Origin of the sequence: Burkholderia sp. BCC1977 (assembly GCF_905339595.1) — a bacterium.
Taxonomy (GTDB): Bacteria; Pseudomonadota; Gammaproteobacteria; order Burkholderiales; family Burkholderiaceae; genus Burkholderia.
This window is the reverse complement of record NZ_CAJPGQ010000048.1, coordinates 14,989-36,790: the sequence shown is the minus strand read 5'-3', so window position 1 is coordinate 36,790 and position 21,802 is coordinate 14,989. Positions and strand designations below refer to the sequence as shown.

The following is a 21,802-nucleotide window of genomic DNA, read 5'->3' as shown; positions in this document are numbered from 1 at the left end:
TCGCGGGCCGCGGGCATGATGAAACGCGCCGCCCGGTGGCGGCGCGGGCAGGCGTTACGCGCGCAATGCCTGTTCGATCGGCACGCCGCCGCCGACGAAGCCGACGACCTTGCGCGAAATGCCGAGCTTGATCGCCTCGATCGCGGCCCACGCGACATCCTGGCGCGACACGGGCGGCGGCGCGTCGAGCGGCTCCTCGGTCAGCGCGATCTTGCCGATGCCCGGGCCGTCCGCGAGCGGGCCGGGGCGCAGGATCACGTAGTCGATGCCCGACGCGATCACGCGCTCGTCGCCTTCGCGCTTCATCTGCGAGTAGTGGCGCAGCGCGTTGCCGCTGCGCTCCGGCCAGTACGCGGTCAGCGAACTGATCACGACCAGCTTCTGCACGTTGTAGGCGAGCGCATGCTCGGCCGCGCGCGCGACCGCGTCGCGGTCGATCTGCTCCTCTTCGGCGGCGCCCTCCGATTCCGCCGAGCCGGCCGCGTAGATCACGTGCGTGATGCCCTGGAACGCGTGCGAGAAATCGCCCGTCAGATCGGCCTCGACGACCTTCGCGCCCGGCAGCGCATAGCCGTGCCGGCGCACCAGCGCAGTCACCTCGAATTCCGGCTGCTCAAGCAGCAGATCCGCGCAGGCCCGGCCCGTGCGGCCGGTCGCGCCAATCAGCAATACCTTCGTCGTCATGAAACCGCTCCTTGCTCGATGCGTCATCCTTCCAGATAGGGACGGACGACCGATACTCAAGTGTATGTCGAATTGGGGCGGCGGCGCGCGGGTAATTGGGGCTGTACCGCGTCGAAATGGCCGGCGCGGCACCCCGCGATCCGCGCGCTCGCGCGCATGGATCACGGAATCGACCCGCCGACCGGCTATCATGTGCGCGATGCATTTTTCGCCGCCACGCTATACAACGCGGCGACCAACCGGTTGGAGTACACATGGCATTACCCCTGGACAACGTCAGCATGGCCGTGTTCTGCGACTTCGAGAACGTCGCGCTCGGCGTGCGCGACGCGAAGTACGAGAAATTCGACATCAAGCCCGTGCTGGAGCGGCTGCTGCTGAAGGGCAGCATCGTCGTGAAGAAGGCGTATTGCGACTGGGAGCGCTACAAGGGCTTCAAGGCGTCGATGCACGAGGCGAGCTTCGAACTGATCGAGATTCCGCACGTGCGCCAGTCGGGCAAGAATTCGGCCGACATCCGGCTCGTCGTGGACGCGCTCGACCTCTGCTACACGAAGTCGCACGTCGATACGTTCGTGATCATCAGCGGCGACTCGGATTTCTCGCCGCTCGTGTCGAAGCTGCGCGAGAACGCGAAGAAGGTGATCGGGGTCGGCGTGAAGAAGTCGACGTCGGACCTGCTGGTCGCGAACTGCGACGAATTCATTTTCTACGACGACCTGGTGCGCGAGCAGCAGCGCACGCTGGCGAAGCGCGAACAGCAGCGCACGGGCAACGGCGGCGCGAAGCGCGCCGACGAGCCGTCGCGCAAGCCGGAGCTGGAAGTGCGCCGGAGCGAGGCGATCGCGCTCGCGGTCGAGACGTTCGATGCGCTGGCATCGGAGCGCGACGACGTCGGCAAGATCTGGGCGTCGGTGCTCAAGAGCGCGATCAAGCGCCGCAAGCCGGATTTCAACGAGTCGTATTACGGCTTCCGCGCGTTCGGCAACCTGCTCGACGAAGCGCAGGCACGCGGCCTGCTCGAGGTGGGGCGCGACGACAAGTCGGGCGCGTTCGTGTCGCGGCCGCGGCAGCCCGCCGCGGCGGCCGAGCCGGTGGCGGCGGCACGTGATGCGGGGGGCGCGCAGCACGGTCACGGCGGGCGCCACGCGGAAGCCGCAACGGCCGAGCGCGAGCCGCGGCGTCGCGGGCAGCGGGCGCAAGCGGCCGTGCAGGAAAGCGTGCAGGTCGATGTTGAAGAGGCGGCCGTCGTCGATGTCATGAGCGACGCAGCGATCGAGCCGGCAGCCACGGTCGAAGCGGCCGATGTGGCCGATGTGGCCGGCACGCACGGTGACGCAAAGGACGGCCGCAAGCGCGCGCGCAAGACCGCGGCGAAGAAGGCCGGCGCGAAGAAGGGGGGTGAGGCGAAGGGCGGCGATGCGAAGGGCACCGGCCGTCACGCGGCGGCGAAGCCGGACGAGGCCGCGCACGGCGGTGCGAAGCACGGTGGCGACAAGCACGCGGACGGGAAGCACGCCGAAGGCAAGCATGCAGAAGCGACGCATCGCGACGCGGAGCACGGTGAGGATCGGCACGTTGCGGCGCAGCACGCGGCGCCGACGGCCGGCGAGTACGGTGCCTCGGCGCCTGCCGCGCAGCCGTCGCACGAGGCAGCACCGGCCGCCGAATCGACCGCCGAAGCGGCTGGTGAAGCGGCAACCGGCACCAAGCCGAAGAAGCCGGCCCGCAAGACGGCGACCCGCGCGCGTCGTCCGCGCAAGACGGCCGCCGCCGCCGAGTAACGGGGTAACGCGGTCACGGCGTCACGGCGGGGCGGCGTCCGACCGAGGGCGCGGCCCGTGACGCCACGTCGGCCGGCGCAACGCCGGCCGACGCATTCCGCTATCCGTTCAGCACGTACGGCCGTGTCATCACTTCGAGGAAGTGACCGTCCGGATCGTCGAAATACACACCGCGCCCGCCGTTGTGGCGGTAGATGTCGCCGGGCTGCCGCTTCGCCGGATCGGCCCAGTGCGGCAGGCCGCGCGCGCGAATACGCGCGAACACGCGATCGAAGCCGGCCTCGTCGGTCAGGAACGCGTAGTGCTGGGCCGTGATCTCTCCCTCTTTTTCGTAAAAATCGAGCGACACGCCGTTGTCGAGCGGGACGACCAGCATCGCGCCGAACGGCGTCGGCGCCGGCAGTTCCAGAAGCTCGGTGAGGAAGCGGCTCGACGCATGCTTGTCGCGGCACCAGACGATCGTATGGTTCAACTGGACGTTCATGGCGGATCCCCGGGAAAGGACGCGAGGGTGGGCATGGACACACGATAGCCGATCTCCGCCGGCGTGCAAGCCGGAGCCGCGGCTGCTGCCGCGGTGGCCGCGCGTGAATCGTCGGCTGAAACGATCTGGACGATCGGCTACTTTTTCGGGAGCAAAGGTCATTGGCGCGGCTTTTTGCGCCGCCAAGAATCTCTGTCAACCATCGCCGCCATCCGCCGGATGACGAACCGGCGATGCGCAACAGGGAGACAGACGATGCGCTTCACGCTGAACGGCCAGCCGTTCGATTTCGACGGCGATCCCGATACGCCGCTGCTGTGGGTCATTCGCGACTCGGCCCGGCTCACCGGTACCAAATACGGCTGCGGCATCGGCGCCTGCGGCGCCTGCACCGTGCATCTCGACGGCGAGGCCGCGCGCGCGTGCGTGCTGCCGGCCGCGAGCGTCGCGGGCCGCGCGGTCACGACGATCGAGGGACTGTCGCACGATCGCTCGCACCCGGTGCAGCGCGCATGGATCGAGAAGGACGTGCCGCAGTGCGGCTACTGCCAGTCGGGGATGGTGATGGCGACCGCCGCGCTGCTCGAGCGGCATCGCAAGCCGACCGACGCGCAGATCGACCAGGCCGTCACGAACCTGTGCCGCTGCGCGACCTATCAACGCATTCGCGAGGCGATCCATGTCGCGGCCGGCTGACGCGGTGCGGGCACGGCACACGCCGAATGCGTCGCGGCGCGTGTTCCTGAAGGGCGGCGTCGCGCTGGCGGGCAGCCTGCTGCTGCCGCTCGCGATCGGCGACGTCGTCCAGGCGGCCGGTGACGGCGCACGCTTTCGCGAGATCAACGACTGGGTGCGCGTCGATGCCGACGGCAGGACGATCATCGGCCTGTCGCAGGCGGAAGTCGGGCAGGGCGTCTACACGGGGCTGCCGCAGGTGCTCGCCGACGAGATGGATGCCGACTGGCGCAGCGTGACGATCGAATTCGTCACGGGGCGCGATGCGTACCGGATCGATGCCGCGAACGAGGCGCCGCAGCAGTTCGTCGGCGCGTCGATGTCGGCGACGATGTTCTACACCCGGCTGCGCATCGCGGGCGCGCAGGCGCGCTCGGCGTTCCTGCGGGCCGGTGCCGCGCGGCTCGGCGTGCGCGACACGCAGTGCGTGACGCGCGACGGCCGTGTCATCCATGCGCCGAGCGGCCGGTCGCTGTCGTACGGCGCGCTCGTCGATGCCGCCGCGAAGCTGCCGCACGACCCGCAGCCGCGCCTGAAGCCGGAATCCGCGCACACGCTGATCGGCCGTCCGCTGCACAAGCTCGACGTGCCCGCGAAGGTCGACGGCAGCGCGATCTTCGGCATCGACGTGCAGGTGCCCGGCATGCTGGTCGGCGCGCTGACGATGGCGCCGACGCTGAACGGCCGGCCGACGGCCGTGAAGAACCGCGATGCGCTGCGCGCGATGCCGGGCGTGGCGGACGTCGTGCTCGCGAAGGACGCGGTGATCGTCGTCGCGCACACCTACTGGCAGGCGAAGAAGGCGTGCGACGCGGCGGACATCGTGTGGGACGCGGGCACGACGCCGCCGTTCGACAGCGCGACGATCCTCGCGCAGCGCAAGGGCGCGCTGCAGGCGGAGCACGCGGTGGTCGCGACCACGATCGGCGAGCCCGCGCGCCGGCTCGCCGAGGCCGGCACGATCGTCGAAGCCGACTATCACACGCCGTACATCGTTCACGCGACGATGGAGCCCGTCAACACGACCGCGCACGTGCGGGCGGACGAGATCGAGGTGTGGGGGCCGATCCAGGGGCAGGACAAGGTGCGCTGGACGCTGTCGGCGCTGTTCGGCATGCCGGCCGACAAGGTCATCGTCAACACCACCTTCCTCGGCGGCAGCTTCGGCCGCAAGTACGTGCCCGATTTCGTCGTGCACGCAGCCGTCGCGTCGAAGGCGGTCGGGCGGCCGGTGAAGGTGATCCGCTCGCGCGAGGACGACATCCGTCACGGCTTCTATCGACCGTGCGCGTCCGCGCGGTTCCGTGCGGCGCTCGGCAGCGACGGGTTGCCGGTCGCGCTGCATGCGCGCGTCGCCGGCCACTCGCTGTATGCGGCGATCAAGCGCGACCGCTACGAGAAGGCGGGCGGCTGGGACGAGACGATGCTCGACGGCCTGTACGACCTTGGCTACGACGTGCCGAACCTGCTGGTCGACTCGGTCACGGTGATGCAGCCGATTCCGGTTAGCTTCATGCGCAGCGTCGGCAGCACGTCGACGGTGTTTTTCCTCGAGAGCTTCGTGAACGAGCTCGCGCACACGGCGCGGGCCGACCCGGTGCGATACCGGCGCGCGCTGCTCAAGCACGACCCGCTCGCGCTGCGCGTGCTCGACGCGACGGCCGCGCGCGCGAACTGGTTCGGCCGTGCGCCGGCCGGCGTGTCGCGCGGCGTCGCGTATGCGCTGTACACGGGGCGCGGCGGCGCGTTCGGCACGTACGTCGCGACGATCGCCGAGGTGCGCGTGACGGGCGGCAACGTGAAGCTCGAGCGGATCGTGTGCGGGATCGACTGCGGCCGCGCGATCAATCCGCTGCTGATTCGCGAGATGGTCGAAGGCGGCGTCGGCTTCGCGCTGACCAATACGTTCCGAAGCGAGATCACGTTCGAGCACGGCGCGGTCGTGCAGCGCAATTTCACGGACTACCCGCTGCTCGGTCTCGCCGCGATGCCGAAGATCGATGTCGTGATCGTCGACAGCGATCGCGACCCGCAAGGCTGCGGCGAAGTCGCGTTGCCGCCGGTCGCACCGGCCGTCGCCGAGGCGATCTGGCGCGCGACCGGCGAGCGGCCGCGTTCGATGCCGTTCGCCACGCCGCTCGCGACCTGAACTACCTGAACTTTCCGGTGTTCCCCCACGGCCGGCTGCGTGCGATGCGACGCCGGCCAATATCAAGCATAACTACGCGAATAACTACGCGACTGGTCTGGAGCCTTCAATGAAAACCTTCCGCACGGCCGCGACGGCCGTTTCGTTCGCGGCCGCCGCCGCGTTGCCGGGCGCGCATGCGCAGAGCAGCGTGACGCTGTACGGCATCGTCGATACCGGCGTCCAGTACTACAACAATGCGGCAGGCGGCGGCTCGGTCGCCGGCATGCCGTCGCTGACCGGTGAGGTGCCGTCGCGCTTCGGGGTGCGCGGCGTCGAGGATCTCGGCGGCGGCTATCGCACGTTCTTCGTGCTCGAGAACGGCTTCGCGCTGAACTCGGGGGCGTTGAACTACGGCGGCCGGATCTTCGGCCGGCAGGCGAACGTCGGCATCGAGTCGCCGTACGGGGCGCTCACGCTCGGGCGGCAGATGAACATGTCGATGCTGGTGCTGCTCAATGCCGACGTGATCGGTCCGTCGATTCATTCGATGGCGAGCTTCGACAGCTATCTGCCGAACGCGCGCAGCGACAACGCGGTCGGCTATCTCGGCCACTTCGGCGGCCTCACGCTCGGCGGCACCTACAGCACCGGGCGCGACGGCGCGGGGCCGGCCGGCCCGTCGGCCACGAACTGCGCGGGCAACGTGGCGGGCGACCCGGTCGCCTGCCGCCAGTACACGATGATGATCGCGTACGACGCGCCGCAGTTCGGCGCGGCCGCTTCGTACGACGTGATGCACGGCGGCACGGGCGCGTCCGCGCCGCTGTCGAACCCCGGTTATACGGACACGCGCACGATCGTCGACGCGTACGTGAAATTCGGCATCGCGAAACTCGGCGCGGGCTGGATCCGCCGCAACACGGCGGCCGCGGTGCACGCCCAGTCGGACATCCTCTTCGCGGGCGGCACGGTCTACGCGACGCCGGCGCTATCATTCGACGCACAGGCGGTGCGCTACCTGCTGCGCGGGCGCTACGACTCGAACCTGTTCGTCGCGCGGGCGAACTACAGCCTGTCGAAGCGTACGATGGTCTATACGTCGGTCGGCTACATGACGAACAGCGCACTCGGCACGTCGGCGGTGGCGGCCGGCGGCACCGTCGGCGCCGGCCGGAACCAGGCCGGCGTGATGGCGGGCATCCAGCAGCGCTTCTGAGCCGGCGGCGCGCACCACGGAGACTCCGACGATGACGACCGATCTTCTCAGCGACGTGCTGGCCGACCTGCGGGCCGATGCGGTCGTCACCGGGCGCTTCACGCTGAGCGCGCCGTGGGCGATCCGCAAGCCGGCCGTCGCGGGCGCGCCGTTTCGCACCTGTGCGGGCAGCCCGTTCTTCCTGTCGGTCGCCGGTGCCGCGCCCGTGCACGTCCAGCCGGGCGACTTCGTGCTGCTGCCGCACGGCGACGAGCACGTGATGGCGTCGTCGCTCGACGAGCCGCCGGTGCCGTTCGATACGCTGATGGCGGACAAGGGCATCCGGCCGCGCTTCGACACGCCGCTCGAATTCGTCGCGGGCGGCGGCGGCGCGACCAGCGACCTCTATACCGGGATCGTCATTTACCGCGACCTCGTGCGCAGCCCGCTGTTTTCCGTGCTGCCGCCGCTGATCCACGTCCGCGCGAACGACGCGGCCGTCGCGCCGTGGCTCGCCAGCACGCTGCAGAGCTTCATCGAGGAATCGATGGCGTGCCAGCCCGGCTGGGCCGTCGCCGCGACACGTCTGGCCGACGTGCTGTTCGTGCAGCTGTTGCGCGCGCACCTGCAGTCGTCGGCGAATCATACGGGCTGGCTGCGCGGCCTGACCGACCCGCAGATCGGCCGAGCGATGGCGCTGATGCACCGCGACCCGCGCCGCCACTGGCAGCTCGCGAGTCTCGCGGCCGAGGCCGGCATGTCGCGTTCGCGCTTTTGCGCGCGTTTCGCGGAACTGGTCGGCGAGACGCCGATCGGTCACCTGACCGCCTACCGGATGTATCTGGCGAGCGGCGAACTCGCGCACGGCAAGCTGCGGCTGATCGAGATCGCGGAGCGGGTCGGCTACACGTCGGAGAAGGCGTTCGCGCGCGCGTTCCATCGCTGGTCGGGGATGGCGCCGCGCCGCTATGCGCACAACGCACAGGATCTGTATGACCTCGCCCGGCATGGATGACGGCACGTCGCACTATCGGGTGCCCGCGCTCGCGCGCGGGCTCGCGATCCTCGAAGCGGTCGCGAGCGGGCAAGCGCCGTCGACGGCCGCCGAGCTCGCGACCCGGCTCGGCGTGCCGCGCAATTCGATCGCGCGGCTGCTGAGGACGCTGGTCCGGCAGCAGTTTCTGAGTGTCGATCCGCTCGGCCGCTATTGGCCCGGGGTGGCGACGGCGCGTGTCGCGGCCGCGTACCTCGGCGCCCGGCCGGAAGTCGCGCATGCGCGGCCGGTGCTGCTCGCGTTGTGCGCGCGCAGCGGGCTGGCCGCGCAATTGCTCGGGCGCGATCGCGCGGAAGTCGTCGTGCTCGCGCAGGCGGCGCCCGACGGGGCCGCGTGCGTCCTGACGCGCGTCGGCGCGCGTTTCGTCGGGCGGGTGGAGGATGCGACGGATTCGGCGGATGCCGCGGATGCCGTTGCGCGCGACGGCCGGCGGTTTGGCCGGCACGGCGACGCGCGCGGGGCGCCCGGCATCGTCGCGATGCCGGTGGATGCGCACGGCGCGCTTGCGATCGGGGTGGCGCTCGATGCGCCGGACGATGCGCGGCGGCGCCATGTGAGCGCGATGCTCGGCGACGCGGCCCGACGCTTGTCGGACGTGCTGGCCGATACGGTCGATCGTCGCTGAACCGAATGCCGCGGACCACGCCGGGCCGGGGCCCCGCACGGCGTGCGGCGTGCGAGGGGCGACGCCGGCCGGTACGCGGAACGAGGCGGAGCGGACCAGGGCGGAGCGGGGCGGTGCGGCTGGCCCCGTCGATCCGTGTAAGGCGGCGTACCCACCGCCTGCCCGCCGTGTGCCGTTACTCCCCGGCCACCGCCGGCCCGCCCGAATCGCCGCGGCGGTTGCGGCGCTTCTCGCCCCACACGCGGAACCGGTCCATGTACAGATAGACGACCGGCGTCGTATAGAGCGTCAGCACCTGCGACATGACCAGGCCGCCGGCGATCGCGATCCCGAGCGGCGCGCGCAGCTCGGCGCCGTCGCCGCGGCCGAACGCGAGCGGCAGCGCGCCGAAGAGCGCCGCCATCGTGGTCATCATGATCGGCCGGAAGCGCAGCAGGCACGCCTCGTGGATCGCATCGAACGACGACTTCTGGCCGTTGCGCGTCTGGTCGATCGCGAAGTCGACCATCATGATCGCGTTCTTCTTCACGATACCGATCAGCAGGATCACGCCGATCAGCGCGATGATGCTGAACTCGGTCTTGAACAGCAGCAGCGCGAGCAGTGCGCCGACGCCGGCCGACGGCAGCGTCGACAGGATCGTGATCGGATGGATGTAGCTCTCGTACAGGATCCCGAGCACGATGTAGACGGCCAGCAGCGCCGCGAGGATCAGGAGCGGCTGGTCGTTCAGCGACTGCTGGAACGCCTGCGCGGTGCCCTGGAAGCTGCCGACGATCGTCGGCGGCACGCCGATCTGCGCCATCGTCTGGTAGATCACCTGGGTCGCCTGCGACAGCGACACGTTCGGCGGCAGGTTGAACGAGATCGTCGTCGCGACGAACAGCCCCTGGTGGTTGACCGACAGCGGCGTCGTGCTCGGGCCGAAGGTCGCGATCGCGGACAGCGGGATCATCGTCGACTTCGAGGTCGACACCGCCGCGCCCGACGACGCGCTCGACTTGCCGCTCGACGCGATCGAGTTCAACGCCTGGTTGCGCGCGGAATCGGACGCGATCGCCGCGGCGCTGGTGGTGGCCGTGCCGGCGCTCGACGTGCCGGCCGAAGTCGCGACGAAGGTGCCGGCCGCCGCGTTGGTGGTCTGCGAGCCGTTCGCGCTGCCACCCGACGTGCTGATCCACACCTGGTTCAGCATCTCCGGGCTCTGCCAGTATTTCGGCGCGACTTCCATCACGACGTGGTACTGGTTCAGCGGGTTGTAGATCGTCGAGACCTGGCGCTGGCCGAACGCGTCGTACAGCGTGTTGTCGATCTGCGCGGGCTTGATGCCGAGCCGCGCCGCGGTCGCGCGGTCGATCGTCACCATCGCCTCGAGGCCGCCTTGCTGCTGGTCGGAGTTCACGTCGGTCAGTTCGGCGCGCTTTTGCAGCGCCTCGGTCAGCAGCGGCCCCCACTTGTACAGCTCGGCGCTCGAATCGCCGAGCAGCGTGAACTGGTACTGCGCGTTGCTCTGCCGGCCGCCGACGCGAATGTCCTGCGCGGCCTGCAGGAACGTGCGCGCGCCTGCGACGTCGGCCAGCGGCTTGCGCAGTTGCTGGATCACCTGGTCGGCCGACAGCTTGCGCTCGGTGCGGTCCTTCAGCGTGACGAACATGAAGCCCGAGTTGGTCTGCGTACCGCCGGTGAAGCCCGCGACGCTCTTCACGTTCGGGTTGGCCTGCACGATCCGCATCATCTCGGAGAACTTCAGCTTCATCGCCTGGAACGACGTCGACTGGTCGGCCTGGATGCCGCCGATCATCAGCCCCGTGTCCTGCTGCGGGAAGAAGCCCTTCGGCACGACGATGTACAGGTAGACGTTCAGGCCGACCGTCGCGAACAGGATCAGCAGGACCAGGAGCGGGCGGCGCAGCGCCCACGACAGCGAGCGCTCGTAGCCGCGCTGCATCCGCGTGAAGAGGCGCTCGAGGAACCGGCCGAGGCGGCCTTCCTCCCGCACGTCGTGCGATTCGCGCAGCAGCCGCGCGCACATCATCGGCGTGACGGTCAGCGACACCGCGAGCGACACGCCGATCGCGAGCGACAGCGTCAGCGCGAATTCGCGGAACAGGCGCCCGACGATGCCGCCCATCAGCAGGATCGGCAGGAACACCGCGACGAGCGAGAGGCTCATCGACAGCACGGTGAAGCCGACCTCGCGCGCGCCGTCGAACGCGGCCTGCAACCTTGGCTTGCCGTTCTCGATGTGGCGCGTGATGTTCTCGAGCACGACGATCGCATCGTCGACGACGAAGCCGGTCGCGACGATCAGCGCCATCAGCGACAGGTTGTCGATCGAGAAGCCGAGCAGGTACATCGCGCCGAACGTGCCGATGATCGAGATCGGCACCGCGATGCTCGGAATCAGCGTCGCGCGCCAGTTGCGCAGGAACAGGAACACGACCATCACGACCAGGCTGACCGCGATCAGGAGCGTGTGCTCGGTGTCCTTCAGCGACGCGCGGATCGTGGTCGAACGGTCGAGCACCGGCGTGACCGCGATGTCGGCCGGCAGCGACGCGGTGAGCTGCGGCAGCGCCGCGCGCACGCGGTCGATGGTCTCGATGATGTTCGCGCCGGGCGAGCGATAGAGGATCACGAGCACCGCGCGCTTGCCGTTCGACAAACCGAGGTTGCGCAGGTCCTCGACGCCATCCACGACCTCGGACAGGTCGGACAGCCGCACGGCCGCGCCGTTGCGGTAGGCGACGACCAGGTCGCTGTACTGCGACGCCTGCGAGGCCTGGTCGTTCGTGTAGAGCTGGTAGTGCTTCGGGCCGAATTCGATCGCGCCCTTCGGGCTGTTCGCGTTCGCGGACGCGAGCGCGGCCCGCACGTCCTCGAGGCCGATCCCGTAGTGGAACAGCGCATGCGGTTCGAGCTCGACGCGCACGGCCGGATTCGCGGAGCCGCTCACCGACACCTGGCCGATCCCGTCGATCTGCGACAGCGACTGCTGCAGCACCGTCGACGCGGCGTCGTACAGTTTCGCGGGCGACGACGTTTCCGACGTGAGCGACACGATCATGATCGGCGAATCGGCCGGGTTGACCTTGCGGTACGTCGGGTTGCTCTTCAGCGACGCGGGCAGGTCGGCGCGCGCCGCGTTGATCGCGGCCTGCACGTCGCGCGCGGCGCCGTCGATGTCGCGGTTCAGCCCGAACTGCAGGATGATCCGCGCGTTGCCGACCGTGCTGGTCGACGTCATTTCGCTGACGTCGGCGATCGAGCCGAGGTGCCGCTCGAGCGGGCTCGTCACGCTGGTCGCGACGGTCTCGGGGCTCGCGCCGGGCAGCGACGCCTGCACCGAGATGGTCGGGAAGTCGACCTGCGGCAGCGGCGACACCGGCAGCTTGATGAACGCGAACAGGCCCGCGAGCGCGACGCCGAGCGCGAGCAGCGTCGTCGCGACGGGGCGGGTGATGAAGGGGCGCGACAGGTTCATGCCGGCACTCGCTGGGCCGCCGCGTGTTCCGACGGATGCGTTTTCGGGAGATGGGGGGGCTGCGCCCCCCCACGCGAACGAAGTGAGCGTGGGGGTCGTTTCATTTACGCACCCGTGTGCTTGCCGGCATCGGCGCCGGGGCCGTGCCGCTCGAACCAGCCGCGCACGCGGCGCGCGAGGCTGTCGAAGCCGAGGTAGATCACCGGCGTCGTGAACAGCGTCAGCACCTGCGACACGATCAGGCCGCCCGCGATCGCGATCCCGAGCGGCTGGCGCAGCTCGGAGCCCGCGCCGGCGCCGACCATCAGCGGCACCGCGCCGAGCAGCGCGGCGAGCGTCGTCATCAGGATCGGCCGGAAGCGCAGCAGGCACGCCTGGTAGATCGCCTCGCGCGGCGGCTTGCCTTCGACCCGCTCGGCCTCGAGCGCGAAGTCGATCATCATGATCGCGTTCTTCTTCACGATGCCGATCAGCAGCACGATCCCGATGATCCCGATGATGTCGAGGTCGTGCCCGGTGATCATCAGCGCGAGCAGCGCGCCGACGCCGGCCGACGGCAGCGTCGACAGGATCGTGATCGGGTGGATGTAGCTCTCGTACAGCACGCCGAGCACGATGTACATCGTGACGATGGCCGCGAGGATCAGGAACAGCTGGTTCGACAGCGACGCCTGGAACGCGAGCGCCGCGCCCTGGAAGCGCGTCTGGAACGAGCCGGGCAGGCCGATGTCCTGCTCGGCGGCGCCGATCGCCTTCACGGCCTCGCCGAGCGACGCGCCCGGTGCGAGGTTGAACGAGATCGTCGTCGACGGGAACTGCGACAGGTGCGCGACGAGCAGCGGCGACGGCCGCTCGTGGAACGACGCGATCGACGACAGCGGCACCTGGCCGCCGCCCGCGGACGGCAGGTAGATGTCGTTCAGCGATTCGACGTAATGCTGCTCCTTCGGCTCCGACTCGAGAATCACGCGGTACTGGTTCGACTGCGTGAAGATGGTCGACACGATGCGCTGGCCGAACGCGTCGTACAGCGCGTTGTCGACCGTCGCCGGCGTGATGCCGAAGCGCGCGGCGCTCGCGCGGTCGATCTCGATGTAGACCGACTGGCCATTGCTCTGCAGGTCGGTCGCGACGTCGGCGAGCGACGGCTCCTTCTGCAGCCGCGTGACGAGCTTCGGCACCCAGGTCGCGAACTCGTCCGGGTTCGGGCTCGTCAGCATGAACTGGTACTGCGTCGGGCTCACGGTCGAGTCGATCGTCAGATCCTGCACCGACTGCATGAACAGCGTGATGCCGGTCACGTTCGCGACGCGCTGCTGCAGGTCGCGGATGATCTGCGCGGCGGTCTCGGTGCGCTCGTCGCGCGCCTTCAGGTTGATCAGCATCCGGCCGCTGTTCAGCGTGATGTTGCTGCCGTCGACGCCGATGAACGACGTGAGGCTTGCGACGTTCGGGTCCTTCAGGATCTCGGCCGCGAGCGCCTGCTGGCGTTCGGCCATCGCGCCGTACGAGATCGACTGCGGCGCCTGCGTGATCGCCTGGATCACGCCGGTATCCTGCGCGGGGAAGAAGCCCTTCGGCACGTACACGTAGAGCAGGGCGGTGAGCCCGAGCGTCAGCAGCGCGACCACGAGCGTCGAGCGCTGGCGGTTCAGCACCCATTCGAGCGCGACCCCGTAGCGCGCGATCACCCAGTCGATCGCGCGGTGCACGCGCGCCTCGAAGCGGTGGCTTTCGGGCGGCGGCGAATGGCGCAGCAGCTTCGCGCACATCATCGGCACGAGCGTGAGCGACACGATCGCCGAGATCACGATCGTCACCGCGAGCGTGATCGCGAACTCGTGGAAGAGGCGCCCGACCACGTCGCCCATGAACAGCAGCGGGATCAGCACCGCGATCAGCGACACCGTCAGCGAGATGATCGTGAAGCCGATCTGTTTCGAGCCCTTCAGCGCGGCCTCGAGCCCCGATTCGCCTTCCTCGACGTAGCGGGCGATGTTTTCGATCATCACGATCGCGTCGTCGACGACGAAGCCGGTCGCGATGGTGAGCGCCATCAGCGACAGGTTGTTCAGCGAGAAGCCGGCCAGGTACATCACCGCGAGCGTGCCGATCAGCGACAGCGGCACCGACAGGCTCGGGATGAGGGTCGCGTAGATGTTCGCGAGGAACAGGTACATCACCAGCACGACCAGCGCGACCGCGAGCAGCAGCTCGAACTGCACGTCGCGCACGGCGGCGCGGATCATCGTCGTGCGGTCGGTGACGATCTGCACGTCGAGCGCGGCGGGCAGCGTCTCCTGCAGCTTCGGCAGCTGCGCCTTGATCGCGTCGACGGTCGCGATCACGTTCGCGCCCGGCTGGCGCTGCACGTTCAGGATGATCGCGGGCTCGGCGTTCACCCACGCGCCGAGCTTGGTGTTCTCGGAGCCGGCGACGACCTTCGCGACGTCGGTCAGCATCACCGGGCGGCCGCTCTTGTACGCGACGACCGCGTCGTTGTATTGGTCGGCGCTCGTCAACTGGTCGTTCGCGTTGATCGTGTACGCGCGCGTCGGGCCGTCGAAGTTGCCCTTCGGCGTGTTCACGTTCAGGTTCGAGATCGTCGTGCGCAGGTCGTCGAGGTTCATCCCGTACTGCGCGAGCGCGGTCGGGTTCGCCTGGATCCGCACGGCCGGCCGGTTGCCGCCCGACAGGCTGACGAGGCCGACGCCCGCGATCTGCGAGATCTTCATCGCGAGGCGCGTGTCGGTCAGGTCCTGCACCTGCGTGAGCGGCAGGGTCTTCGACGTGATCGCGAGCGTCAGCACCGGCGCGTCGGCCGGGTTGACCTTCGCGTAGATCGGCGGGGCCGGGAGGTCGGACGGCAGCAGGTTGCCGGCCGCGTTGATCGCGGCCTGCACTTCCTGTTCGGCGATGTCGAGCGGCAGGTCGAGCGAGAACTGCAGCGTGATCACCGATGCGCCGGCCGAGCTTTGCGACGACATCTGGTTCAGCGACGGCATCTGGCCGAACTGCCGCTCCAGCGGCGCGGTGACCGACGACGTCATCACCTCCGGGCTCGCGCCCGGATAGAAGGTCTGGACCTGGATCGTCGGGTAGTCGACTTCGGGCAGCGCGGCGAGCGGCAGGAAGCGCAGCGCGACGAGACCGGCCAGCATGATCGCCGCCATCAGGAGGGCGGTGCCGACCGGCCGGAGAATGAAAAGACGGGATGGATTCATCGAGCGGCCCGCGCGTTACTGGGCCGGGGGCGCCGCGGGGGCCGCTGCCTGCGACGCGCCGTGCTTGTGTCCGTCGCCGTGGGCGGCCGCGCCCGATGCGCCCGATGCGCCGGACGCCGCGCCGGCGCCGTGCGCGCCCGACGCGCCTTTCGGCTTGTCGGCCGGGATCGTGATCTTCGCGCCTTCGCGCAGCCGGTCGGAGCCGTCGGTGACCACGCGCTCGCCGAACGCGACGCCGCTGACGATGCTGGTGCGCTCGCCGTCGACCGGGCCGATCGTGACCTTGCGCACCGTCACCGAGTTGTCGGGCTTCACGATGTAGACGAACTGGCCGATCGAGCCTGTCAGCACGGCGGCCGTCGGCACGATCGTCGCATTGCGCATCACGTCGACGAGCAGCCGCGTGTTCACGAACTGATTCGGGAACAGCAGGCCTTCCTTGTTATCGAAGGTCGCGCGCAGCTTGATCGTGCCGGTGCTCGTGTCGATCTGGTTGTCGAGCGTTTCGAGCGAACCCGTCTCGAGCGGCACCGTGTTGTTACGGTTGTACGCGGTGACCGACAGCTTCCGGCCCGCGTTCACCTGCTTGACGATCTGCGGCAGGTTGTCTTCCGACGTCGTGAAGATCACGCTCATCGGCTGCAGCTGCGTGATCACGACGATTCCGTTCGTGTCGCCGGCCGTCACGTAGTTGCCGGGGTCGACCTGGCGCAGGCCGACGCGGCCCGACACCGGCGCCGTGATGCGCGCGTACGTGAGGTTCAGCTTCGCGGAATCGATCGCCGCCTGGTCGGTCTTCACCGTCCCTTCGTATTGCTTGACGAGCGACGCCTGCGTGTCGACCGTCTGCGAGGCGATCGAGTCCTGCGACAGCAGCGTCTGGTAGCGCTTCAGGTCGATGCGGGCCGTCGCGAGCAGCGCCGAGTCACGCGCGTGCGTGCCTTCGGCGTTCTCGAGCGAGACCTGGTACGGGCGCGGATCGATCTGCGCGAGCAGGTCGCCCTTCTTGACGATCTGGCCTTCCTGGAACGCGACCGACTGCAGGTAGCCCGACAGCTGCGTCTTGACCGTCACGCTCGCGAGCGGCGTCACGGTGCCGAGCGCGGACAGCACGATCGGCATCTCGCCCTGCGTCGCGGTCGCGACCGACACGGGTTGCGGAACGTTCGCCATGGCGGCGGGGCCGCCTCGGCCGCGATGGCCGGCGCTGCCGGCGCTCGCGCCGGAGGCCGCGCTGCCCGCTGCCGACGCGTCGGCCTGCGTACGGTTCCACGGGTGCCACCACAGCAGGCCGCCGATGACGACGACCGCGAGCGTCCCGATCACCAGCCTGCGGCGCGGGCGGCGCGCGGCGGGGGAGGCGGGATCCTTCTTCGAAGGGGGCGTGGGCTGTTGTTGGTTGTCCATCGGTGTTCTGTCAGGAAGACGGCGCGGCGGGCCGGGAAACGGGCGTGGAGCGGCGCGTGGGCATGCGATGTCGGGAGGGCCGGCTCGGTCCGGTCCCTGCCGATTCGCGCGGGAAAAGAGCGGTGCGCACCGCGAGTGCGGCGCGACGATGGGCATGATCCTACGTCCCGTCCCCGTTACAGTCCAGTGGTCAATCTTTCAACGGGTTACGGTCGTTACAGAACGCGACGGGACGATGACGGATCGATTACACGGCGCTGCGCCGGGCCGGCGCGCCGCCGATCTCGCGGGTGATTTTCGCGATGCATTCGTGCAGCGCGGGCACCACGTGTTCGTGCAGCCATTCCGGCGGGCACTGGCTGGAGGCGCCGCCGCAGTTCACCGAATAGCGCTGGCCCGACGGGCCGACGAAACCGGCCGCGACCGCGTTCAGCCCTTCGCGCCATTCGCCGATCGCGATCGCATGGCCCGCGCGCATCGCATCCTCGAGGCCGGGGTTCAGGCGCGCCGATACGTGCGGCCAGTCGTCGCCGGCGGTCGCGCGCAGCGCATCGAGCAGCGCGCGGCGCTCGTCGTCCTCCAGCGCCGCGAGATACGCGCGGCCGACCGCGGTGCGCGCGATGTCCATCCGCGAGCCGATCTCGAGGCGCGTGACGAGCACGGCCGAGCGCGGCCGGATCACGTCGATCGCGACCATGTCGAGCCGGTCGCGCACCGCCAGGTGCACCGACAGCGACGTGCGCTCGGCGAGTTCGATCATGAACGGCCGCGAGCGCGCGCGGATATCGAAGTTGCGCAGGAAGCCGTGGCTCAGCTCCAGCACCGACGCGGTCAGCACGAAGCGCTCGCTGTCGGGTAGCTGGAACAGGAAGCCGGCGCTGACGAGCGTCGCCGTGATGCGCGACACGGTCGGCTTCGGGATGCCCGTCAATTCGGTCAGCTCGCGGTTGCTGACCGGGGCGTCGGCGGCCGCGATGCGGCGCAGCACGGCGAGGCCGCGCGCGAGCGCGGTGATCTCGTCCGGCGACGATTCGCGGTCTCGGGGCGCGGGAGGCGTTACAGGTGTCGACACGAGGGATTCTCTCTATTTCCGAAACTCGATTTCAATTTTGTTGGTATTGTAGGATGATTGTCAAAGGATGCATGTTCCACGGGCGAATCGTTCATCGGATGGGATTTTACGGGTTCACCCTTGGTTTATTAGGAAAGCGCTCAAATGATCCTTGCCGGAAAGTGCTGAAACCGGTGCAAATACCGCTTGACTTGTCGGGCGGAAACGGAAAGAATGTCTCACGTTTTCGAAACATCGTTTCAGGAGTTTAACCGGCAACGGTGTTTCGCGCAGTCTCTCAGGTTCTAGCACGGCCCTCGGAATGGCTAGAACTTTTTTAGCGCCACGGTCTCCGTGGCGCTTTTTTTTGCCCGTTGTTTTCCCGTTGCAGGCCGGCGAGTCCGCCACCAGGGCCTGAATGCCGCCGTTCCGCCACAGCGAAGTCTACCGCGTCACCAGCCATCCTCCCCCAGATTGCCGCGTCGTTCGGCGCCGGGCTGGCGTTTCCGTCATTTCGATCCGCTGGTCGCGCCGCCGGCATGCTCTCGCCGTGTGCGCCGATCGTGCGGCAAATGATCCCCCCGTACGCCGGGGACCCCCTATGCAAAAGTAGGAGGGTGACCCATCCCGGCCTTTCGCGCGCGTCTGCAGAATGCCGGTACGGGCCGTGAAAGCTTCGCGGCCTGCGTCTGCAGCAGAGCATGACGTCCAGCGCGTGTCGCTGGCGGACCCCTTGGATGGAGGTCATATGTTCAGTACCCGCGCGTGTTGCGGCAGTGTGGCGGCACTGTTGCTCCTGATGTGCGCCGTTCCCTCGTTTGCCCAAACGTTTCGCGTTCAATGTCCGTTCACCACGCCGTCCCATCCGACGGCGCTGCCGGCCGGCGGCGCGGAACCCGCCTACACCGGACCGTCCTTCACGGGGCCGAACTCCACGTCGACCGGTGTCGTCAACGGTGCCATCAAGTGTCAGCAGATCTCGGGCGGCGACGGGTATGCCACGATGGCCGACGGCACGCAGACGTATCTGTTTGCCTTCGGCCCCTTGTCCGGCCTTGCCGACATCCAGGCCGGCCGCGCCGGTACGGAATTCGCGTCGGTGTTCAACACGGTCGGCGACCCGAAAACCGACGCGACCTACAACGGCGCGGTCGGCCTCGTGCCCGACCCGGAATCGTCGCCGCCAGGCCAGTTGACCGGCCATGTGGATCCGCGTCCGATCATGGATATCGGCGTGATGAACGGCAACATGCCGGCGCCCGAGATGGCGATCGACGAGGACGACGAGTTCTTCCTGACGCTCACGAACGTCGGCATGATCATGCGCCCGGACCTGTTCGAGCAGCACACGGTGCACTTCCACGGTTATCCGAATGCGTCGTCGTTCTATGACGGCGTGCCGGATGCGTCGGTGGCGATCAACATCGGCGCCAGCTTCACCTATTACTATCTCGCGCCCGATGCCGGCACCTACTTCTGGCACTGCCACATCACGCCGCCCGAGCACCTCCAGATGGGGATGGTCGGCCAGATCTTCGTGCGGCCGCGCCAGAATCGGGTGCCGTCCGGCAAGTCGCTATACACCTCGCTGGTCGCGCAGCAAGGCGATCTTCGCACCCGGTGCGGCAACGACATCCTGTGCTCGACGCCCCTGCCGCCTTCGAATGGCGTGCTGCACGTCAACGACAAGAGCGGCAAGCCGACGCTCTACGCGTACAACGACGGCGACGGTTCGACTGCATACGACGTCGAGTATCCGGTGCAGATACACGGCTTCGATCCGAACTTCCATTTCGTGGGGATGACGTTCAATCCGGAACCGTTCACCGACATGAAGGACAAGTACTTCATGCTGAACGGGCGCAGCTATCCGGACACGGTGACCCAGGGGCCGATGCAGACCCCGGTGGCCGACGGCACGTCCCACGTTTCCCAGCCGCTGCCGACCATCATCAATATCCCGGCCGGCGGCAGGGCGCTGCTCAGGATTTCCGATCTCGACGTCACCGAATTCCAGACCCTCGCGTCGCTCGGCGTGAGGATGCACGTGATCGGCGTCAACGCCCGGTTGTTGCGCGACATGGCCGGCAACGACATGACTTACTACACGAACTCGATCACGCTCGGCGGCGGCGAATCCATCGACGTGATTCTCGATGCGAGCGACACGACGAAGTACGCGCCGGGGTCGGTCTACTACCTCTACACGCCGAATCTCGATCACCTGTCGAACGACGCCGAGAACTTCGGGGGGTTGATGACGGAGGTTCGCATCTGTCCCGCCGCGCTCGACCCGGCTACGAAGTCCTGCATCTAGGAGAAATATCGTGGGCCACTTCACTCATGACATCCGGACCGCAATGTGCACGGGTGCCGGACGGCTCGTACGTCTCGCCGTGGCAATGCTTGCCGCATTGCTCTGCGGGCCGGTTCAGGCCGCCGCGCCGGGCATCACCGGCACGCATTTCGACCTGAGCGCGGAAGCAAGCCGCATCAGCCAGCCGGACGGCTCGAGCGTCTATTCGTGGGGCTACGGCTGCCGCACGGCGCCGGCGGGATTCTCGCCGGCGGGCATCACGGGTGCGAGCTGCCCGAGCATGCAGATTCCCGGGCCGACACTGATCGTGCGGCAGGGCGACGTGATCACGGTGACGCTCACGAACAACCTGCCCGCGGCCGCGGGCAACACGTCGATCCTGTTTCAGGGATTCCAGGTGTGCGCGGCGGCGCTCAATCCCGACGGCTCGTGTCCGGCCGCGCTCACCGGCGTGCCAGGGCTGCTCACGCGCGAGGCGGCTCACGGCAATACGGTCACCTACAGTTTCGTCGCGGCGACGCCCGGCACGCATGCCTACTACAGCGGCACACGGGGCGACCTGCAGATCGAGATGGGCCTCTATGGCGCGATCATCGTGTTGCCGACGTCGGCGCCGGGCGTGCTCGCCGTGCCGTCGGGGTGCCGCGCAGTCGCCGCGACGCTGCCCGACGGCCAGCCGGACTACCGCAACGCCGCGGCGGCATACAACCATGGCTCGGCGTGCTACGACCGTGAGTATCTTTTTCAGTTCTCCGAAATGGATCCGCGCATCCATACACAGGCCGAGCAGGAGGCAGCGAAGACGTGCACGCTGCCGACGGGCTGCATGACCGTCGAGACCGAGCCTTATCACCCCGCGTACTTCATGATCAACGGCCGCTCGATGCCGGACGACATGGATCCGAACTACGCGATGCAGTATCCGCATCAGCCCTACAACGGCAATCCGCACATGCACCCCGGCGAGCTGGTGCTGTTGCGAATTATCGGCACGGGCCGCTGGCAGCATCCGTTCCACGAGCACGGCAATCACGTCCGCGTGCTCGCGCGCGACGGGAACCTGCTGCTTGCCAAGTCGGACGCGACCAAGGTCGCGGGCCCGCTGCTGTTCACCACGACCACGACGCCGGGCGAAACCATGGACGGCATCTTCTACTGGACCGGCAAGGGGCTCAACTGGGACGTCTACGGGCACAAGCCCGGCGACGGCAGCGTCTGCATTCCCGATGCGAACGGCTACTACACGGCGGACCCGACGGCGCCGAACTACTACGAATGGTGCGCGGACCACAACAAGGCGCTCGAAGCGCATCCGTTCGGCAACGTCGGCAGCGGCGGACCGGTCACGCTGCCCGACTCGCACATCCTGACGAACGGTGCGTGGTATGGCGGCAGTCCCTATCTCGGGCCCGATGCGACGATTCGCGCGACCTCGCCGACCGGCACCACGCCGCCGAGCGGCACGATCGCGAATCCGCCGGGAAGCGAAGCGGGCTTTGCATTCATGTGGCATTCGCACAATGAACGCGAGATCACCACGAACAACATCTTCCCTGGCGGAATGATGATGATGATGCTCGTCGATCCACAAGTCTTCGTGATCAACGAAGGCAACTAGAGGCGGGGA

Annotated in this window: 14 protein-coding genes; 8 read left to right on the top strand and 6 right to left on the bottom strand. The window is 68.4% G+C overall.

The window, feature by feature from the left end; all coding sequences use genetic code 11:
* Positions 1–54: 54 nt before the first annotated feature.
* Positions 55–684, bottom strand: a complete 630-nt coding sequence (locus tag U5771_RS29300; RefSeq protein ID WP_322027209.1) for an NAD(P)H-binding protein — start codon at positions 682–684, stop codon at positions 55–57.
* 254 nt (positions 685–938) lie between these two features.
* Here U5771_RS29300 and U5771_RS29295 point away from each other — a divergent pair, with 254 nt between their 5' ends.
* The gene (locus tag U5771_RS29295) at positions 939–2,468 is read left to right on the top strand and encodes an NYN domain-containing protein (RefSeq protein ID WP_322027208.1); all 1,530 of its coding nucleotides are present in this window, start codon (positions 939–941) and stop codon (positions 2,466–2,468) included.
* A 100-nt stretch (positions 2,469–2,568) separates the two neighbouring features.
* On the opposite strand, the gene U5771_RS29290 is transcribed toward U5771_RS29295, so the two are convergent.
* Complete coding sequence (locus U5771_RS29290; protein ID WP_322027207.1) at positions 2,569–2,952, bottom strand: VOC family protein; 384 nt, start codon at positions 2,950–2,952, stop codon at positions 2,569–2,571.
* 255 nt (positions 2,953–3,207) lie between these two features.
* Here U5771_RS29290 and U5771_RS29285 point away from each other — a divergent pair, with 255 nt between their 5' ends.
* The 5 genes from U5771_RS29285 to U5771_RS29265 all read left to right on the top strand — a co-directional run bounded on the left by U5771_RS29285 (position 3,208) and on the right by U5771_RS29265 (position 8,692).
* Positions 3,208–3,648 (top strand): (2Fe-2S)-binding protein, encoded by a 441-nt coding sequence (locus U5771_RS29285; protein WP_322027206.1) that lies wholly within the window; start codon positions 3,208–3,210, stop codon positions 3,646–3,648.
* Positions 3,632–5,836 (top strand): xanthine dehydrogenase family protein molybdopterin-binding subunit, encoded by a 2,205-nt coding sequence (locus U5771_RS29280; RefSeq protein WP_322027205.1) that lies wholly within the window; start codon positions 3,632–3,634, stop codon positions 5,834–5,836. The genes U5771_RS29285 and U5771_RS29280 overlap by 17 nt, the downstream gene beginning before the upstream one ends.
* Before the next feature lie 109 nt (positions 5,837–5,945).
* Positions 5,946–7,034 (top strand): porin, encoded by a 1,089-nt coding sequence (locus U5771_RS29275; protein WP_322027204.1) that lies wholly within the window; start codon positions 5,946–5,948, stop codon positions 7,032–7,034.
* 31 nt (positions 7,035–7,065) lie between these two features.
* Positions 7,066–8,028 carry an AraC family transcriptional regulator gene (locus tag U5771_RS29270; protein ID WP_322027203.1) on the top strand — a complete coding sequence of 321 codons (963 nt, stop codon included), beginning with the start codon at positions 7,066–7,068 and terminating at the stop codon, positions 8,026–8,028.
* Positions 8,006–8,692 (top strand): helix-turn-helix domain-containing protein, encoded by a 687-nt coding sequence (locus tag U5771_RS29265; protein ID WP_322027202.1) that lies wholly within the window; start codon positions 8,006–8,008, stop codon positions 8,690–8,692. Before U5771_RS29270 ends, U5771_RS29265 begins: the two co-directional genes overlap by 23 nt.
* Positions 8,693–8,867: 175 nt before the next feature.
* On the opposite strand, the gene U5771_RS29260 is transcribed toward U5771_RS29265, so the two are convergent.
* The 4 genes from U5771_RS29260 to U5771_RS29245 all read right to left on the bottom strand — a co-directional run bounded on the left by U5771_RS29260 (position 8,868) and on the right by U5771_RS29245 (position 17,879).
* Positions 8,868–12,176 carry an efflux RND transporter permease subunit gene (locus U5771_RS29260; protein ID WP_322027201.1) on the bottom strand — a complete coding sequence of 1,103 codons (3,309 nt, stop codon included), beginning with the start codon at positions 12,174–12,176 and terminating at the stop codon, positions 8,868–8,870.
* Between the two features lie 104 nt (positions 12,177–12,280).
* Complete coding sequence (locus U5771_RS29255; protein ID WP_322027200.1) at positions 12,281–15,400, bottom strand: MdtB/MuxB family multidrug efflux RND transporter permease subunit; 3,120 nt, start codon at positions 15,398–15,400, stop codon at positions 12,281–12,283.
* A gap of 15 nt (positions 15,401–15,415) precedes the next feature.
* Positions 15,416–16,807 carry an MdtA/MuxA family multidrug efflux RND transporter periplasmic adaptor subunit gene (locus U5771_RS29250; protein ID WP_322027199.1) on the bottom strand — a complete coding sequence of 464 codons (1,392 nt, stop codon included), beginning with the start codon at positions 16,805–16,807 and terminating at the stop codon, positions 15,416–15,418.
* A gap of 247 nt (positions 16,808–17,054) precedes the next feature.
* Positions 17,055–17,879, bottom strand: coding sequence for an IclR family transcriptional regulator (locus tag U5771_RS29245; RefSeq protein WP_322027198.1), 825 nt, complete (start codon positions 17,877–17,879; stop codon positions 17,055–17,057).
* A 727-nt stretch (positions 17,880–18,606) separates the two neighbouring features.
* Here U5771_RS29245 and U5771_RS29240 point away from each other — a divergent pair.
* Positions 18,607–20,175 carry a multicopper oxidase family protein gene (locus U5771_RS29240; protein ID WP_322027197.1) on the top strand — a complete coding sequence of 523 codons (1,569 nt, stop codon included), beginning with the start codon at positions 18,607–18,609 and terminating at the stop codon, positions 20,173–20,175.
* Between the two features lie 43 nt (positions 20,176–20,218).
* Positions 20,219–21,793 (top strand): multicopper oxidase domain-containing protein, encoded by a 1,575-nt coding sequence (locus U5771_RS29235; protein ID WP_415859447.1) that lies wholly within the window; start codon positions 20,219–20,221, stop codon positions 21,791–21,793.
* Positions 21,794–21,802 lie beyond the last annotated feature (9 nt).

Bases quoted from the DNA above. Each gene is read 5' to 3' on its own strand.
- U5771_RS29270 (WP_322027203.1), top strand. From the start codon at position 7,066: ATGACGACCGATCTTCTCAGCGACGTGCTGGCCGACCTGCGGGCCGAT.
- U5771_RS29285 (WP_322027206.1), top strand. From the start codon at position 3,208: ATGCGCTTCACGCTGAACGGCCAGCCGTTCGATTTCGACGGCGATCCC.
- U5771_RS29260 (WP_322027201.1), bottom strand. From the start codon at position 12,176: ATGAACCTGTCGCGCCCCTTCATCACCCGCCCCGTCGCGACGACGCTG.
- U5771_RS29255 (WP_322027200.1), bottom strand. From the start codon at position 15,400: ATGAATCCATCCCGTCTTTTCATTCTCCGGCCGGTCGGCACCGCCCTC.
- U5771_RS29300 (WP_322027209.1), bottom strand. From the start codon at position 684: ATGACGACGAAGGTATTGCTGATTGGCGCGACCGGCCGCACGGGCCGG.
- U5771_RS29235 (WP_415859447.1), top strand. From the start codon at position 20,219: ATGTGCACGGGTGCCGGACGGCTCGTACGTCTCGCCGTGGCAATGCTT.
- U5771_RS29250 (WP_322027199.1), bottom strand. From the start codon at position 16,807: ATGGACAACCAACAACAGCCCACGCCCCCTTCGAAGAAGGATCCCGCC.
- U5771_RS29275 (WP_322027204.1), top strand. From the start codon at position 5,946: ATGAAAACCTTCCGCACGGCCGCGACGGCCGTTTCGTTCGCGGCCGCC.
- U5771_RS29290 (WP_322027207.1), bottom strand. From the start codon at position 2,952: ATGAACGTCCAGTTGAACCATACGATCGTCTGGTGCCGCGACAAGCAT.
- U5771_RS29295 (WP_322027208.1), top strand. From the start codon at position 939: ATGGCATTACCCCTGGACAACGTCAGCATGGCCGTGTTCTGCGACTTC.
- U5771_RS29265 (WP_322027202.1), top strand. From the start codon at position 8,006: ATGACCTCGCCCGGCATGGATGACGGCACGTCGCACTATCGGGTGCCC.
- U5771_RS29240 (WP_322027197.1), top strand. From the start codon at position 18,607: ATGTTCAGTACCCGCGCGTGTTGCGGCAGTGTGGCGGCACTGTTGCTC.
- U5771_RS29280 (WP_322027205.1), top strand. From the start codon at position 3,632: ATGTCGCGGCCGGCTGACGCGGTGCGGGCACGGCACACGCCGAATGCG.